Source organism: Xanthomonas sp. NCPPB 3761, assembly GCF_041475705.2.
In the GTDB taxonomy this organism is placed as follows: Bacteria; Pseudomonadota; Gammaproteobacteria; order Xanthomonadales; family Xanthomonadaceae; genus Xanthomonas; species Xanthomonas phaseoli.
Window position 1 is genome coordinate 2,765,085 of record NZ_CM191262.1, and the last position, 15,629, is coordinate 2,780,713.

14 protein-coding genes are annotated in these 15,629 nt (G+C 60.8%); 9 read left to right on the forward strand and 5 right to left on the reverse strand.

Features of this window, described 5'->3' with window-relative positions:
• Positions 1-69: 69 nt before the first annotated feature.
• The 4 genes from ACCQ00_RS12080 (at position 70) to eutC (ending at position 4,613) form a co-directional block, all read left to right on the forward strand.
• On the forward strand, positions 70-612 hold the full coding sequence (locus ACCQ00_RS12080) for a VOC family protein (protein WP_039574833.1): 543 nt from the start codon (positions 70-72) through the stop codon (positions 610-612).
• Positions 613-1,030: 418 nt separating this feature from the next.
• Positions 1,031-2,395: an ethanolamine permease gene (eat, locus tag ACCQ00_RS12085; protein WP_039574835.1), complete on the forward strand. Its 1,365-nt coding sequence runs from the start codon at positions 1,031-1,033 to the stop codon at positions 2,393-2,395.
• Positions 2,392-3,801: an ethanolamine ammonia-lyase subunit EutB gene (locus tag ACCQ00_RS12090; RefSeq protein WP_039574837.1), complete on the forward strand. Its 1,410-nt coding sequence runs from the start codon at positions 2,392-2,394 to the stop codon at positions 3,799-3,801. Before eat ends, ACCQ00_RS12090 begins: the two co-directional genes overlap by 4 nt.
• Positions 3,798-4,613, forward strand: coding sequence for an ethanolamine ammonia-lyase subunit EutC (eutC, locus tag ACCQ00_RS12095; RefSeq protein WP_039574839.1), 816 nt, complete (start codon positions 3,798-3,800; stop codon positions 4,611-4,613). Before ACCQ00_RS12090 ends, eutC begins: the two co-directional genes overlap by 4 nt.
• 56 nt (positions 4,614-4,669) lie before the next feature.
• On the opposite strand, the gene ACCQ00_RS12100 is transcribed toward eutC, so the two are convergent.
• The 3 genes from ACCQ00_RS12100 to ACCQ00_RS12110 form a co-directional block, all read right to left on the reverse strand.
• Positions 4,670-4,960 carry a hypothetical protein gene (locus ACCQ00_RS12100; RefSeq protein ID WP_022559300.1) on the reverse strand — a complete coding sequence of 97 codons (291 nt, stop codon included), beginning with the start codon at positions 4,958-4,960 and terminating at the stop codon, positions 4,670-4,672.
• A 93-nt stretch (positions 4,961-5,053) separates the two neighbouring features.
• The gene (locus ACCQ00_RS12105) at positions 5,054-5,935 is read right to left on the reverse strand and encodes an MBL fold metallo-hydrolase (protein ID WP_039574842.1); all 882 of its coding nucleotides are present in this window, start codon (positions 5,933-5,935) and stop codon (positions 5,054-5,056) included.
• A gap of 119 nt (positions 5,936-6,054) precedes the next feature.
• Positions 6,055-6,558 carry a pyridoxamine 5'-phosphate oxidase family protein gene (locus ACCQ00_RS12110; protein WP_372353939.1) on the reverse strand — a complete coding sequence of 168 codons (504 nt, stop codon included), beginning with the start codon at positions 6,556-6,558 and terminating at the stop codon, positions 6,055-6,057.
• Positions 6,559-6,973: 415 nt separating this feature from the next.
• On the opposite strand from ACCQ00_RS12110, the gene ACCQ00_RS12115 reads away from it, so the two are divergent.
• The 5 genes from ACCQ00_RS12115 to ACCQ00_RS12135 all read left to right on the forward strand — a co-directional run bounded on the left by ACCQ00_RS12115 (position 6,974) and on the right by ACCQ00_RS12135 (position 13,938).
• Positions 6,974-7,999, forward strand: a complete 1,026-nt coding sequence (locus ACCQ00_RS12115) for a hypothetical protein (protein WP_007969189.1) — start codon at positions 6,974-6,976, stop codon at positions 7,997-7,999.
• Between the two features lie 163 nt (positions 8,000-8,162).
• Positions 8,163-9,308: a pectate lyase family protein gene (locus ACCQ00_RS12120; RefSeq protein WP_080948768.1), complete on the forward strand. Its 1,146-nt coding sequence runs from the start codon at positions 8,163-8,165 to the stop codon at positions 9,306-9,308.
• A gap of 64 nt (positions 9,309-9,372) precedes the next feature.
• Positions 9,373-10,356 (forward strand): IS5-like element ISXfu1 family transposase, encoded by a 984-nt coding sequence (locus ACCQ00_RS12125; RefSeq protein ID WP_022557821.1) that lies wholly within the window; start codon positions 9,373-9,375, stop codon positions 10,354-10,356.
• Between the two features lie 738 nt (positions 10,357-11,094).
• Complete coding sequence (locus ACCQ00_RS12130; RefSeq protein ID WP_039575821.1) at positions 11,095-12,765, forward strand: diffusible signal factor-reguated family 28 glycoside hydrolase; 1,671 nt, start codon at positions 11,095-11,097, stop codon at positions 12,763-12,765.
• 85 nt (positions 12,766-12,850) lie between these two features.
• A protein-coding gene (locus tag ACCQ00_RS12135) for an IS3-like element ISXac2 family transposase (RefSeq protein WP_087944778.1) occupies positions 12,851-13,938 on the forward strand; the annotation gives its coding sequence in 2 pieces (ribosomal slippage) (positions 12,851-13,103 and positions 13,103-13,938; 1,089 coding nt in all).
• Positions 13,939-14,175: 237 nt separating this feature from the next.
• Here ACCQ00_RS12135 and ACCQ00_RS12140 read toward each other — a convergent pair.
• Both ACCQ00_RS12140 and ACCQ00_RS12145 read right to left on the reverse strand, forming a co-directional pair.
• Positions 14,176-14,865, reverse strand: coding sequence for an isoprenoid biosynthesis enzyme family protein (locus ACCQ00_RS12140; RefSeq protein ID WP_039574927.1), 690 nt, complete (start codon positions 14,863-14,865; stop codon positions 14,176-14,178).
• A 28-nt stretch (positions 14,866-14,893) separates the two neighbouring features.
• The gene (locus tag ACCQ00_RS12145) at positions 14,894-15,586 is read right to left on the reverse strand and encodes a phosphoglycolate phosphatase (protein WP_039574930.1); all 693 of its coding nucleotides are present in this window, start codon (positions 15,584-15,586) and stop codon (positions 14,894-14,896) included.
• Positions 15,587-15,629: the final 43 nt, after the last annotated feature.

Sequence of the window (15,629 nt, forward strand, 5' to 3'; positions counted from 1 at the left end):
TCGAAAGATCGCCTCGTTGACGTGCGGAGGCATTGAGGACGCTGTCCTACGCTTCCTATAAGAACCTGCTTGGCCAGCGGTCTTCTGCTGGCTCTAGCTTCGCTCACACAAATTATCGCGTCTCGGACGTACTGGAACGGAGCCGCCACAGTGGATAGCAATGCAGGCGTGACCAGCGTCGATCACATCGGGTTTGCCGTTTCATCGCTTGACGAGGCTATCCGGTTCTGGACCGAGGCCCTGGGGTTTACGCTCGAACGACAGGCACAGATGGGCGGCGATTTCCTGCATCAGGTCACCGGCGTGGATGATCCGAGCGTGCGAACGGCAATCGTGAAGGCTCCGGACGGATTCATCGTCGAGTTGCTGCAGTATTCCAAAGGTCCTCGGAATGGGCAGTCGCCGGACAGCGCGGGTGCGATCGGGGCCGCCCATCTGGCGCTGACCGTCCGGGACATCCATGCGGCCATCTCCCGTGTCGAAGCTGCCGGATGGAAGGCGAAGGGCAAGCCGCTGCCGATTCCGGGAGGTCCGAGAACAGGAACGCTCACCGCCTACGTGTCTGGTCCGGACCATATTTCCATCGAGTTCATGCAGCCGGCTGGGCCGTGACGGAACCCGCGCGCCCCAGCTACCGGCGCAGTCGTCAGCGGGATGACACCGAATGGTCGCATCCCCGCCCCGTTGATGGACCGTGATCCCGATCCGCCTTAGCGTGCGGCTGCAGAGTCATCCTGCGATGACCCCACTATTCGATGCGTCGCGACCACTGGATCAGGCCCCCTCAATTCAACAACGCGCCACGCCTGCGGCGCCAGAAGAAAAAAAACGCAACCCACGACCAGTGCGTCGGAACGCTACATACCCGGTCGGCGGCGACCTACCCGTCGTGCGTGTGTCCGCCGGCGGCCGTTGCGGTATAACCGGAACGACCGTCGCGCGTCGCTGCACGTAGGCGCTTGGGCTGCTGACGGTCGGTCCGTCGCTTCGGCGTCGGGCGTGCTTCATCTCCCTCCCCCGACAGCAGGAGATGTGCGACATGCGCAACGAGCACCTCAAACCGACCCTGGGCACCTGGCAGCTGTGGGGCATCGCCGTGGGCTTGGTCATTTCCGGCGAGTATTTCGGCTGGAGTTACGGCTGGGGCACCGCCGGCACGCTCGGCTTCCTGGTGACCACGTTGCTAGTCGCGGTGATGTACACCTGTTTTATCTTCAGCTTCACCGAATTGACCACCGCCATTCCCAATGCGGGCGGGCCCTTCGCCTACAGCCTGCGCGCGTTCGGCACCTATGGCGGCATGCTGGCGGGCCTGGCCACGTTGATCGAATTCGTCTTCGCGCCGCCGGCCATCGCGATGGCGATCGGCGCGTATCTGAATGTGCAGTACCCGACCCTGGACCCGCGCATCGCCGCGATCGGTGCCTACCTCGTCTTCATGGGCTTGAACATCGTCGGCGTGGCGATCGCCGCCACCTTCGAGCTGATCGTGACCTTGCTGGCGGTGATCGAACTGCTGGTGTTCATGGGGGTGGTGGCGCCGGGTTTCAGCGTGGCGCGCTTCACCGCCAATGGCTGGGCCGGCAGCGACGTGTTCGGGCCGGCGGCCATTTCCGGAATCTTCGCCGCAATTCCGTTTGCGATCTGGTTTTTTCTGGCGATCGAAGGGGCAGCGATGGCGGCCGAAGAAGCCAAGGACCCCAGGCGCACGATTCCGCGCGCCTATATCGCCGGCATTCTCACCCTGGTGATCTTGGCGCTGGGGGTGATGGTGTTTGCCGGCGGCGTCGGCGACTGGCGCCAGCTGTCCAACATCAACGACCCGCTGCCGCAGGCGATGAAGGCGGTGGTCGGCAACAGTTCCACCTGGTTGCACATGCTGGTGTGGATCGGCTTGTTCGGGCTGGTGGCGAGTTTCCACGGCATCATCCTGGGCTATTCGCGGCAGTTTTTTGCGTTGGCGCGTGCCGGCTTCCTGCCGCATGGGCTGGCCAGGCTCTCGCGTTTTCGCACGCCGCATCGCGCCATTCTGGCCGGCGGCGTCATCGGCATTGCCGCGATCTGCAGCGACAGCGTGGTCAAGATCCAGGGCATGTCGTTGACCGCAGCGATGATTACCATGTCGGTGTTCGGCGCGATCGTGATGTATGTGATGAGCATGCTCAGCCTGTTCAAGCTGCGTCGCGCCGAACCGGGGTTGGAGCGTAGTTTCCGCGCACCGGGGTACCCGGTGGTGCCTGCCATTGCGCTGCTGCTGGCGCTCGTGTGCCTGATGGCGATGGTGTGGTTCAACCCGATTGTGGCCTTGATCTTTCTGGGCCTGCTGCTGTTCGGTGCGGTGTGCTGCGTCCTTAGCCTGCGCACGCAGCACACGCCCGCGGCCAGCGCCGGATGAGCGGCTTTGCCTTCACCGCAGGCGGCGAGCGTTTTAGGTTTGCCGATCTGAAGCAGCTGCTGGCCAAGGCGACGCCGGCACGCTCTGGCGACCAGCTTGCCGGACTCGCCGCCGATTCCGGCCTGCAGCGCGTCGCCGCACAGATGGCACTGGCCGATCTGCCGCTACAGCATTTTCTGCAGGAGGCGGTGGTGCCTTATGAAGCGGACGAAGTCACCCGGCTGATCATCGACCAGCACGATGCCGCTGCATTTGCCGCTGTGGCGCATCTCACCGTGGGCGGCTTTCGCGATTGGCTGCTGAGTGCGCAGGCCGACGAAGCCGCATTGACCGCGTTGGCCCCCGGCCTGACGCCGGAAATGGTGGCCGCGGTGTCCAAATTGATGCGGGTGCAGGACCTGATCCTGGTGGCGCAGAAAACCCGGGTCGTCACCCGCTTTCGCAACACGCTGGGGTTGCGCGGACGCCTGTCGACGCGCCTGCAGCCCAACCATCCGACCGATGATGCCACCGGCATTGCCGCCAGCGTGCTCGACGGATTGTTGTACGGCAACGGCGATGCAGTGATCGGCATCAATCCGGCCAGCGACAGCCTGGCCGCAACCACCGCCTTGTTGCGCATGCTCGATGCGATGATCAGCGGTTATCGGATCCCCACGCAATCGTGCGTGCTTGCGCACATCACCACCACCATCGAAGCGATCGGCCGTGGCGTGCCGGTGGACCTGGTGTTTCAGTCGATCGCCGGCACCGAGGCGGCCAATGCCAGCTTCGGCATCAATCTGGCCCTGCTGCAGGAAGGTTACGAAGCGGGCCTGTCGCTGCGCCGCGGCAGCGTCGGCGATAACGTGATGTATTTCGAAACCGGCCAGGGCAGCGCGTTGTCGGCCAATGCGCACCACGGCGTGGATCAACAGACCTGCGAGGTGCGCGCCTATGCGGTGGCGCGCCACTACAAACCGCTGCTGGTGAACACCGTGGTGGGCTTCATCGGGCCGGAATATCTCTACGACGGCAAGCAGATCATCCGCGCCGGGCTGGAGGATCACTTCTGCGGCAAGTTGCTCGGCGTGCCGATGGGCTGCGACATCTGCTACACCAATCATGCCGAAGCCGATCAGGACGACATGGATATGTTGCTCACCCTGCTCGGTACTGCCGGGATCAATTTCATCATGGGCATTCCCGGCTCCGACGACGTGATGCTGAATTACCAGACCACCTCGTTTCACGATGCGCTGTATGCACGCCAGGCGCTCGGCCTGCGCGCTGCGCCCGAGTTCGAACAGTGGCTGGAGCAGCACGACATCCTGCAGCTGCGCGATGGCCGCTTCGAACTTGGCAGCGAAGTACCGGCGCCATTTCGGCGTGCATTGGCACAGGTCAGCGGTAGAACGACGCCATGAGCACGCCCTCCAGACCGCCACGCGATGCCTGGGCGCAACTGCGCCAACTGACCCCCGCGCGCATTGCGCTGGGCCGGGTGGGGACCAGTCTGCCCACGGACGCGCACCTGGAATTCCAACTGGCGCATGCGCAGGCACGCGATGCGGTGCATCTGGCATTCGACCCGGCACCGCTTCAGGCCGCGCTGGAGCAACGCGGGCGCAGCAGCATCTTGCTCCAAAGCGCTGCGGCCGATCGTCATCAGTATCTGCAACGTCCCGATCTGGGACGGCGTCTTGCCGAGGAAGCCGCCGCCCAGCTACGCGGCCTCACGGCCGTGCATGGCGGCAGACATGACGTTGCGGTGGTGGTCGCTGACGGGCTGTCCGCGCTGGCCGTGCATCGGCATGCGGCGCGCATGCTCGACCAGATCGACGCACTGGCGTCGCAAGAAGGTTGGTCACTCGCCCCGGTGGTATTGGTGAGACAAGGGCGCGTGGCGATCGGCGATGAGGTCGGCGAGCTGCTCGACGCGCGTGCCGTGATCGTGCTGATCGGCGAACGGCCGGGCCTGAGCTCGCCCGACAGCCTGGGCCTGTATCTCACCTACATGCCCCGTGTCGGGCTCACCGATGCAGCGCGCAACTGCATTTCCAACATTCGCGCCGAAGGACTGAGCTACGCCGAGGCGGCCCACAAACTGGGGTATCTGCTGCGCGAGGCATTTCGCCGCAAACTCTCTGGCGTGCAGCTGAAAGACGAAGCCGAGCAACCTGCATTGTTGGCAGGCCCTGCCAATGTTGCGCCGCGCACGTTCTTGCTGCCTGACTGACCTGCGCGGCGTGTGCGGGACCCGGGATCGACACCGCTCAGCAAGCAATCACTCCGTTATTTCAATGCCCCATCCTGCATATTGCTGGCGGCATAGGTGCTGGTCTGCAGCTCGTTGTCATGCGGATGGCGCAGGGCATTGCGTACATCATCGGGAAGCTTGTCGACATCCAGCATCACCTTTCCCGAATGCACATCACGCACCACCGATGCAGGCAGCACGAAGTCGCCGCCGTTTTCGATATTGATGACCAGCTCGGCCCCCTCGTTGCGGATGTCGCGGATGGCACCGACGCCGACTTCGCCATCGCGTAGAAACACCATCTGGCCAATTTCAATTTGCTGCATGTTCGATCTCCTGGAATGGCGTCATCACGCAAGCGCGCTGTGCCGGTGGCAGATCATCGCGCTGCGGTGCGTTGGCGCGCGGTGAAGCGCAGATCACTGTGGCGTGGGTGCGTGCAGCAAGGCGCCGCTTGGCAGTCGGGCCGGCTGCCCGGCAACGCGCTCGAACTCGCTTACATCGTGCGAACAGAACACCTCCACCTCACCGCCGTGCTGTTGCCGTAGCGCGCGCAGACGCTGCTGGTTGGTCAAGCGCGCAGTCCGGTCCTTTTCCAGCATCCATTGGTAAGCACGCAGCCCCGGCGTGCAGTAAGGCGCATCTGCATCCATTTCGCGATGGAAGAAATATGCATCACCTGCCAGCAGCAGCCATCGCTCCGGCGTATGCACCGCAACCGCGGCGTGACCCAGGGTGTGGCCGGGAAGCGGCACCATCAGCAGTTCTGGCGGTAGTCCATGCAGGTCGCGCACGCACTCCAGGCCCATCCAGTGCTCGCCTGCTGCGCCATCGTAGGTGCGCCACTGCCCACGCGTAGACCACTGCTGCGGACGAAAGCGCTGGCGATCCATCCAGGTACGCTGTGCCAGTGCGGCATCGCGCTCGCTCGTCATCAGGTGCACGCGCGCATGCGGAAAATCGTCCAGCCCGCCGGCGTGGTCGAAATCCAGATGGGTCAGCACGATGTGCCGCACATCGCGCGGATCCAGCCCGAGCCGTTGTATCTGCCGGATTGCGGTCATGTCCTCGCGCAAGTCTGGCTTGACCAGCGCCAGAAAAAATCGACTCAGACGCGCGCGTGGCTCGGCCACATCGCGCAGGCCGAAACCGGTACCGATCAGCACCAACCCGGCGCTGGTTTCCACCAGCAAGCAATGGCAACACAGATGGCCGCGATCCAGTACCCCCGGCGTACGGCCGTCCATAAGATGGCCGCCTAGCGGGCAGGTGGAGATGCAATTGAGGTGATGCACGCGCATCGGCGCGCTCCGCTTGGCGGGCCAGCATTGCAACGCAGCCGTTGCACAGCGGTGAGCGGTACCGATCGCGCAACCAGCGCGCATACGCCACCTTGACGGTGGCGTATGCGAGGCAGGTGTCAGCGCAGCGGAACGTCCGCCACCTTGTCTTGATAATCCTTCTTCGGGTCTACGCCCAACAACACCTTGATTCCTGCCAGCAGGCTCGACTCGTTGAGCCAGATCTGCGCATGGTCGGCATCCAGGCGCAGCAGCGCCAAGTTCGGATCGGTCTTGCCGCCTTCGTACCACGCGGCGACATATGGATTCCACAACCGGTCGACCATGGCCGGGTCGGTGTCTTCGCGCAGCGAGCCGCTGATGCGGGCGAACAAGTCGTGGCCCTTGCTGCTGAAGGCGCCGATGACGCGGCGGCCCTGCCCCAGCATGGCGATCAGCGCGTTGTCCTTGGATGTAAAGAACCAGATCGGCCCACCGCTATCGCCCTCGATCTGTGCGGTCATCGGACGCGCGTGGCCGTCTTCGACACCGTCCAGGCCCAGCATCACGGTGCGATCTGATTTGAGCGCCTTCCAGAATTTTTCCTGCAACTCTTTGGTGTCTGCCATTTCGATTCCTGACATGCGCGTGGTACGCGGGTGAGCCAGTCTGGAACTCGCTCTGACCAGAGCATGTGACGGTGCGCACTCTCGTCTACCATATTGCGACAACGCAATTCTGCTTGGGCACCAATACCAACATACCAACATCGTCACCAGCGCGCGCCTTGGCAGAAGATAGTGGCAAACTTCGCACACGTACGCTTGCATTCGCAAAAAAAACAATCAAATAAGCGGATCACGGATATGGTAAAAACGCTGCTAATGCAGCCCATCTGCGCGCGAAAAAAAGCAGTAGCGCTGATGGTAGGAGCGACGAAAATATCCCATAATCACGGGCGCACGCTGCAATTTAATTTTAAATTATTTATTTAATATAATTTAAATCAATCCACTTGAATCACCCAACTCCAAGCAAAACATACAGGTTAAAATAATAATGAAATATATGCCAAAAACTACATCCCTGCGTACTTCTTGCGCGGTCCTAGCCTTCCTAGCGATTACCGACGTGTCTGCAAGCACAAACTCGGCCAACCTCTCCGCCGGCACCATCGTGCAGCACGTTGTTCCGACTGCTCAGCGAGATGAGAGTGCTTCTTACTGGACTCTCGGACGGATGCAAGCTGCTGTTTCCGCATCATTCGTGGATGCCAACCCGGCCGACGGCGACCCGCCAGAGTTGCAGAATTCGGCATTGGCCCGTGGGAAAAACAGGAGCGAAAAGTTGAAGTTGGTGACAAGATCTGTGCCAACGCCGAAGACGGATCCGTCCGTGCCGGTTCCAGGATTCTCCCCCTCAGCCCACCTCGGCGTGGTCTTCTTTCGGGCGAACGGCATAGACCAGCGCTGCACTGGCAACGCGGTCGTCTCCGATTCCGGGAACGTCGTAGCCACCTCGGGGCGATGCATCTCTGCCCTAGCAGGCAAGTTTGTGTCGGACTTGGTGTTCGTGCCAGCCTACAACGGTACCGCCCCCTATGGTGTTTGGCCTGCGACGACCATCACGGCCGATAATCGCTGGGTCTCAGAGCGAGCCGTGGACTACGATACGGCCTTCTTCCAGGTGCAAGCTCCCATGACAATGAAGCTCTCTGGCGCCACTTTGTCGAATACTGTAGGAGCGTCTGGCGTTCGCTTTGACGGTCAGGAGGACGACAACGAATATCGGGTAACTGGCTACAACACCGACCCTGGCGCCAATGGGAACACGCCTGTCAGCGTGAACAGCACAGCAGAGCCCAACCCATGGATGAACAAGGACTATGCCATTGAAGGCCTGGAGTGGGACGCACGCTCCGGTGTCAGCGGCTCACCGTGGGTTTCGACCGACGAGGATCCCGTGCAGGACGTCGAAGTCGGCATGACCTCATTTGCCTATAAGCAGTTCACCCACGCTTCGTTCGGTCCTCAGTGGACGTCAGCAATCCGTAACCTGTATCAGACCGCAGCAGCCTCCAACTAAGCATTAAGATCGCTGCGACATATAATTCCTTACCTGATCGATAACCGCTCGTTATTCGCTGACACACAGCACGCTGTTCAATTTAATCGAATAGCGTGTTTCTTCTAGCAAAAATTATCTAGAGATCCATATAAATTTTTCGCTTTGCAGTAAAGGCCCGCATTTGCATTTACATTTACATTTCCCCGCTATCCGGCTGTTTCTGGCTATTTTAATCACGCAGGCTGGTATCGCCAAGGCTGATACCGGCGGCTTTTCCTCTGCATCTATATCTGGCGAATCCGCTGTTACAGTGGCAACACTTGCAGAACTGCAAGCGGCACTCAATGCCAAAAGTCACCATATTATCATCCGTGGAAAGATCTACGGCGGACCAAAGCTAACTACCCTGAATTTCTCCAGCACTATTTGGAACAACATAACAATCGAGGGTGCTGCAGGCGGTGGAGCAGCCTTGCAGAATATCCAATTGAAATTTAGCGGCGAGAACCTGCCCGCCGGGATAAACATTCAGAATGTGGTTATCAGAAACATCTCATTCGCTGGCAATATCGGCGACTTGCAAGCCCTGCCTAACCAAGTCAAAGGAACTTCCAACAACACTGGCATCAACTACGTAGGCGTATCATTGCGACGTATATCCAATGCTTGGATCGACCACTGCGATTTCTACGACATGAGCGATGACCTTTTATCAGTCGGCATGTCATCTGATTACGTCACACTGTCGTATAATCACTTTTACTTCAGCAACAGCTGGGTCAACATGAATCCGGATCCGGTATGGAACTGGTTCGACAAAAATTACCATGACCTCGCAAATGAGCGCTTAGCTATCCTTGTTGGTCACAGCAAGAACGATTCATATGTATATGGTGGCAATAAGCTGCACGTAACGCTGCACCACAACTGGTTTGGCCCCAATCTTGCCGGGCGCCCCCTACTACGTGGCTGGGTTCATGCCTATAACAATTACTTTGACAATAGCACATCACCCAATGGTGAGCACACCGCTGCCGATGGTCGCCGCTATGAAAAGCAGCAGTACAACGCTTTGCAAGTAGGTAGCGGCAGTATTGTTTTTTCCGAATCAAACTACTTCTACAAAACCAACAATAGCAACCAAATTCGACTGGAATCAGACGGTGACATGTACAATCTTTACGAAAAAGAAAATGTATATCACGCAGTAACGGGTAATTCGGCGATCGGCTTAACCTTCAATAATGCACCAGTTAAATACAGCTACGAGCCTGACGATGCGGCAAGAGTCCCCGGCATCGTTCGGTCCACTGCGGGGCCGCACTAAGGAAACTCTGAACAATCCGTCCTGATCTGCCACAATCGATCATCGACCCGAGTAGACGATTTCGATGCAGCTGACCTTCGGCGACGCGGAGTACGACGGCAAGCGCAAGCGGACGCGGCGTGAGGTGTTTTTGGCCGAGATGGAGCAGGTCGTGCCGTGGAAGGAGCTGCTGGGGCTGATCGAGCCGCACTATCCGAAGTCGGGGCAACCGGGACGACAGCCGTATCGGCTGGAGACGATGCTGCGCATCCACTTTTTGCAGCAGTGGTATGCATTGAGCGATCCATCGGCGGAAGAAGCCTTGTACGACACGGTGTCGATGCGCCGTTTCGCCAAGATCGGCGGGCTGGATGAGGTGCCGGACGAGACGACGATTCTCAACTTTCGCCATCTGCTGGAGCAGCACGATTTGGCGCGCAAGCTGTTCAATCGGGTGAACGCGCATCTGTCGCGCAAGGGTCAGAGCCTGCGCGGCGGGACGATTGTGGATGCCACGATTATCTCTGCGCCCAGTTCGACCAAGAACAAGGACGGTGAGCGCGATCCGGAGATGCGCCAGACCAAGAAGGGCAACCAATACTTCTTCGGGATGAAGGCGCACATTGGAGTGGATGATGAATCCGGCCTAGTGCACCACGTGGAATGCACGGCAGCCAACGTGGCGGACATCACGCAAGCGCACAAGCTGCTGCATGGCAAGGAAGACACGGTGTGTGGGGACAGCGGCTACACCGGGCTTGAGAAGCGCGATGAGATCAAGGGCAAGCGCAAGCTACGCTACCTGATCGCGGAGAAGCCCTCGAAGCTGAAGCAGATCAAGAACAAGCGCGAACTGAAGTTGGCCAAGCGCTGGGAGCACACCAAGGCCAGCCTGCGTGCGAAGGTGGAACATCCGTTTCGGGTGATCAAGCGCCAGTTTGGCTATGCCAAGGTGCGCTATCGCGGCCTGGTCAAAAACACCGCGCAGGTGCTGACGCTCTTTGCGCTGTCGAACCTGTGGCTGAAGCGGAAGCAGTTGATGCCTGCCGTTGGGAAGTTGTGCCTGTAATGGGGAGAACGCCCCGAGAATGCGCTGGAAACAGCGAAAAACCGAAGGTGTGAGCGTAGTCAGCGCTACCGATGCGGGTCGACGCATCCTCTGGCCGCATTGATCAGACCATCCCTAAACACGATTTCTCCAGCATCCACCGCGCACCAGAAATATGCGCCTAAAGAATGTTTGAGAAACCCCATATACAAGGCCAGGGTAGTCTTAACAACTCACCGCCCCCTCAGTCTTGCTTCTTGTATGTCAGTGGCTGGCAAAAATCTGAGCAGGGTGCGATTTCTGCAACGTTCTGGCGGTTCTGGCTGCGGCCAGGCAGCATTACCACCGGACCGGCAGCAATTGCCGGCGCGCCATCCACAGGTTCGCTAGCTGTGATCCAGCGTGACCGAAAAATATGTTGGTCGGCCTACATCACGAATGTTTCAACAACAGTTCGTCCAGCTCTCTTTGTCTATGCATGCGATCGATCGACTGCACAGTTCGCCGCGGCGTGCATCTGCAGCATGCAGGAGCCCTGCAAAACACGTGTAATACCTTCGGCGCTGCGGTGCTGAATTCGTGCTGGCGCCATCGAACTTCGGCAGGGCTCGCCAAGCTTGCATCTCGTTATCGCTGGTCGACACAGCAACGCAAAGACCACACATGTGCAGGGCAGCGATGTTCGCAGCGCCGCATACAGGTGCATCTCGCTGCGCTCGTTGATCTGGCGCGCCTGCCGCATTAACCGGAGAAAGCACTATGCCGTACCATCGCCTTGTTCCCACCGTCGCGCCACTGACCCTTGCCCTGCTCGGCCTGGCCACGTTTCACGCCAGCGCGGCGCGACCGCACGGGCAGGATGCACCCGATACCGCTCATAGCATTTCCAGCAGCTGGGGGGTGGTCCAGCAGCCCACATTACCGACCCAGGTATGCGCCACGCTCAAGGCCGCGCTGATTCCGGTGGGCGGCTCGCTCGATACGCTTGACCAAAATCCGGCACAGTCCAAACGCGACACCGCGCGCTTGCAGGCGGCCATCGACGATTGCCCTGCCGGCAGCGCAGTGCACCTTGTGCCCGGCGATGCCGGCGAATCCGGGTTGCTGACCGGGCCGCTGACCATTAAAAGCGGTGTCACGCTATGGATCGACCGCGGCGTCACCTTGTTCGGCTCGCGCAATCCGCTGGATTACGACAACGGCCTGGGCACCTGCGGCACTGCGACCAGCGACAAGACGAAGTCATGCAAGCCACTCATCCACGTCGCCGATACCGCAAAAAGCGCGATCGTTGGTGCGGGCAAGATTGATGGACGCGGCGGCAGCACGCTGACTGCCGGGCCAAACGCCGGCACCGCCAGTTGGTGGGATCTGGCCTATCTCAACGTCACTAAAGGCCTGAGTCAACACGTCCCGCGGCTGCTGCAGATCGACGACAGCACTGACTTCACGTTGTACGACATCACTCTGGAAAATTCGGCGAATTTCCATGTGACCAGCGATAACGTGGTTGGCCTGACGGCGTGGGGCATCAAAATTCTTGCGCCCAGCCTGGTCTACTCGCGGCCAGGCTACCACTGCCCGGCCGGCAGCACGCCTGATGTCAATCCGCACGCCACCTGCTTCACCCCGAAAACCGCCAAGAATACCGATGGTTTTGATCCGGGCCAGTCGAAGAATGTACTGCTGACGTATTCGTACATCGCTACCGGCGATGACGGTGTTGCGATCAAGGCACATGCCAGTAGCAAGCGCAGCATCGCATCGGAAAACATGCTGTTCGCCTACAACCAGTTCTATTACACACATGGTTTTTCGTTGGGCAGCGAAACCGACTCGGGCATACGCCATATCGCCGTGCGCGGGCTGAGCATCGATGGCTTCAATAGCAACGATGTATACACCGACCCGTATTCTTCCAACGGGCTGCGGATCAAATCCGATGGCACGCGCGGCGGCCAGGTGTACGACATCAGTTTTGAAAACATCTGCATGCGTGGTGTGGCAAGGCCGCTGGTGTTCGATGCGAACTACGCCAATGCTGAAGTGCGCCGCAAACTGCCGAGTTTCAGCGGCATCACGCTGACCAATGTGCACTCGCTGGGTTCCAAGGCATTCGGCGGCGGCGAGCTGAGCTTCTACGGCTACCGCGATGCGAAGACCACCTTGCCGATCAGCATTTCGCTCGACAACGTGGTGCTGGAAGGTGGAAAGGTCGCGTTCGCAAAGCCGCATTTCGGCGGGCCTGCGAGCAACCCGGGCGCGACGCATTTCACGTTTGAAGGCGGTCCAGTGAGCTTTTTCGATCAGCTGACCGAATCAGCGTCCAGCGATGTGCAGCTGCAAGGTAAGCCTGGCCCTGGCGTGCCGTTGCAATGCAACGACGCCTTCATCGCCTACCACTCGGTGCTGCCGGATTCGCCGATCTGAGCACAGCTGATTGGGAGGTAATCCCCCCGCCCATTAGCAGACGCCAGAAGTGGAATTTTCTCGTATCCTTTCTCGAGGAGGTTCCATGAAGAAGTCCCGCTTTACCGACAGCCAGATCATCGCCGTGCTCAAGCAGGCCCAGGCCGGTGCGCCCGTGCCGGAGCTGTGCCGCGAGCACGGCATCAGCTCGGCCACGTTCTACAAGTGGCGCAGCAAGTTCGGCGGCATGGACGTGTCCATGGTCGCGCGCATGAAGGAGCTGGAGGAGGAGAACCGCCGGCTCAAGAAGATGTACGCCGAGGCGCAGCTCAGTACCGACCTGCTGAAGGAAGCGCTCGCAAAAAAATGGTGAGGCCATCTCAGCGACGCGAGATGGCCCAATCGGCGGTCACGAGCGGGCGTACGAACATCCGCCACGCCTGCCAGGCCTTCGCGGTGAGCGAGACCTGCTTCCGCTACCAGGCCAAGGCCAGCGAGCAGAACGCCCGGATCGCCGACTGGCTGGTCCGCCTGACGACCGCCCATCGCGACTGGGGCTTTGGCCTGTGCTACCTGTACCTGCGCAACGTGAAGGGCTTTGGCTGGAATCACAAGCGGGTCTACCGGATCTACCGCGAGCTGGAGTTGAACCTGCGGATCAAGCCGAGGAAGCGGCTGGTGCGTGAGCGGCCCGAGCCTCTGGCGGTGCCGGAGGCTATCAACCAGGTCTGGTCGATGGACTTCATGCACGACCAGTTGGCCGACGGCCGCAGCTTCCGGCTGTTCAATGTGCTCGACGACTTCAATCGCGAGGGGCTGGGGATCGAGGTGGATCTGTCGCTGCCGTCAGCCCGTGTGATCCGATCGCTGGAGCAGATCATCGAGTGGCGCGGCAAGCCCGCCGTGATCCGCTGCGACAACGGCCCTGAATACATCAGTGGCGCGTTGCTGTCCTGGGCGCAGCGGCATGGTATCCGGGTCGAGCACATCCAGCCGGGCAAGCCACAGCAGAACGCCTACGTTGAACGCTACAACCGCACCATCCGCTACGCCTGGCTCGCCCAAACCCTGTTCGACACCATCGACCAGGTGCAGGACAAAGCCACCCGCTGGCTATGGACGTACAACCACGAGCGTCCGAATATGGCGCTCGGCGGCATCACGCCTGCCATGAAGTTGGCGATGGCCGCTTAGCTCCACTTCTGGCGACCGCTAGAAGTGGGGGGATTACCGGACACCGCGCTTGCCACACGGCAAGCGCGGATGCCGACGCGGTCAGCGTACGTGCTGCGCCTAAGGGGCCTAAAAACACTGCGCAGCCGCCAGGCGGGCGCGATCCGCGCTCGGAATCGACATACGCCATTCGTACACTGCGGTTCTGACCGCGCAGTCAACACCCGCCTGACGACCAACATGTTTCGTTAGCTGCGGTTAGTCCGTACCGCTGGCCGCACGCCAGCTATGCCACAACTGCTGCACCGGCGGCGGATAGGCTGTTCTGCCGCTCAGCGCGCGCTGCAGACGCAGCCGCGCCAGCCGCGACCACACCCGATGCGGCCGCGCCAACGCGACTTTGCGCGGCCAGGCCTGCAGCAACTGTGTGCGCCATGCAGCCGTGACCACGCCGCCAGGCGCGGCGCTATCGCCGGCCACGCGTTGACGTGCATCCAGCCACTGCACCGCTACCGCAGTGGCATCGCCCGGCTGAGTGCGCGCAAACAGCACCGCTTCCGCCGCAACCACGGCCTCTGCAAATGCATGCAATGTGCTCAGTGCCTGCTGCAGCGATTGCGGTTGGACGCGCGCGGCCTGCATGGCCGGCAAGGTGTCGGCCAGCTGTGACCACGGCGCACGCACTGGCTCAAGCACGCGCCCCAACGGATGCCGCGAGCGCTGGCTCGACCAGTCACGCAGCTCCTGTTGCCACCACGCCAGCTTGGCATCGGCCGGCAACGGGTCGCCGGCGATGTTCATGATGTCTTCCCATTCCTGCAGCAGCGCGAACCAGGCAACTGCCAGGCGGCGATGCGGCTCGGGCACGAACGGTTCGGCAACCGACCATTCCGGCCAGCGGGTTGCCCACTTGTCGAGAAAACTGTCGAGCGCGCTGGATTGGCTCATGGCGGGTCCAGAAAAATACCAAGAAAGATCAGAGTTGCGGCCACGTTGCCGGATTCCAAAGCGCCTGCGGCTGCTCGACCAGCACATCGGCCTGCCAGCGCGTCGGGTCGTCGTCGTCCAGGCGATAGCCCCACAGCGCCGCGACCGACGGCATCGCCGCCGCGCGCGCAGCCACGATGTCGCGCTCATCGTCGCCGACATACACGCAGTGCGCAGGTGCAACGTCGATGCGTTGGGCGGCTACCACCAGCGGCAACGGATGCGGCTTGCGCTCGGCCAGCGTGTCGCCACCAATCAGCACCGCGCAGCGCTGCTCCCAGCCCAACTGCGGCAGGATCAGGCGCGCCAGATATTCGGGCTTGTTGGTGACGATGCCCCAGACGCAGCCGGCGTCCTCCAGCCGCATGAGCATCTGCTCGATGCCATCAAACAGCTGCGACTGCGTGCCGATCAAGCCTTCGTAGCGCTGCAGGAACTCCGGCACCAGCGCAACGCACGCCGCGGCATCGAGCTCGGCAAAGGCCACGCCGAGCATCGCACGCGCACCTTTGGAGACGACCGGGCGCAGCGAAGCCAACGCAACGGGCGCACGCCTACGCGCATCCAGCATGGCGTTAACCGTCGCGAGCATGTCCGGCGCGCTGTCCAGCAGGGTGCCATCCAGATCGAACAACACCGCGCGCGGGAAACTCACCACAGCGCCACGGGCATGCAACTGCATGCACTCCACCGAAAACGAGAAAATCTCAAACCCTCAGCCAACC

What these genes read in the sequence shown, in the direction of transcription:
- eat (WP_039574835.1), top strand. Translation starts at nt 1,031, where the DNA reads ATGTGCGACATGCGCAACGAGCACCTCAAACCGACCCTGGGCACCTGG.
- ACCQ00_RS12090 (WP_039574837.1), top strand. Translation starts at nt 2,392, where the DNA reads ATGAGCGGCTTTGCCTTCACCGCAGGCGGCGAGCGTTTTAGGTTTGCC.
- eutC (WP_039574839.1), top strand. Translation starts at nt 3,798, where the DNA reads ATGAGCACGCCCTCCAGACCGCCACGCGATGCCTGGGCGCAACTGCGC.
- ACCQ00_RS12100 (WP_022559300.1), bottom strand. Translation starts at nt 4,960, where the DNA reads ATGCAGCAAATTGAAATTGGCCAGATGGTGTTTCTACGCGATGGCGAA.
- ACCQ00_RS12105 (WP_039574842.1), bottom strand. Translation starts at nt 5,935, where the DNA reads ATGCGCGTGCATCACCTCAATTGCATCTCCACCTGCCCGCTAGGCGGC.
- ACCQ00_RS12110 (WP_372353939.1), bottom strand. Translation starts at nt 6,558, where the DNA reads ATGTCAGGAATCGAAATGGCAGACACCAAAGAGTTGCAGGAAAAATTC.
- ACCQ00_RS12115 (WP_007969189.1), top strand. Translation starts at nt 6,974, where the DNA reads ATGAAATATATGCCAAAAACTACATCCCTGCGTACTTCTTGCGCGGTC.
- ACCQ00_RS12125 (WP_022557821.1), top strand. Translation starts at nt 9,373, where the DNA reads ATGCAGCTGACCTTCGGCGACGCGGAGTACGACGGCAAGCGCAAGCGG.
- ACCQ00_RS12130 (WP_039575821.1), top strand. Translation starts at nt 11,095, where the DNA reads ATGCCGTACCATCGCCTTGTTCCCACCGTCGCGCCACTGACCCTTGCC.
- ACCQ00_RS12140 (WP_039574927.1), bottom strand. Translation starts at nt 14,865, where the DNA reads ATGAGCCAATCCAGCGCGCTCGACAGTTTTCTCGACAAGTGGGCAACC.
- ACCQ00_RS12145 (WP_039574930.1), bottom strand. Translation starts at nt 15,586, where the DNA reads ATGCAGTTGCATGCCCGTGGCGCTGTGGTGAGTTTCCCGCGCGCGGTG.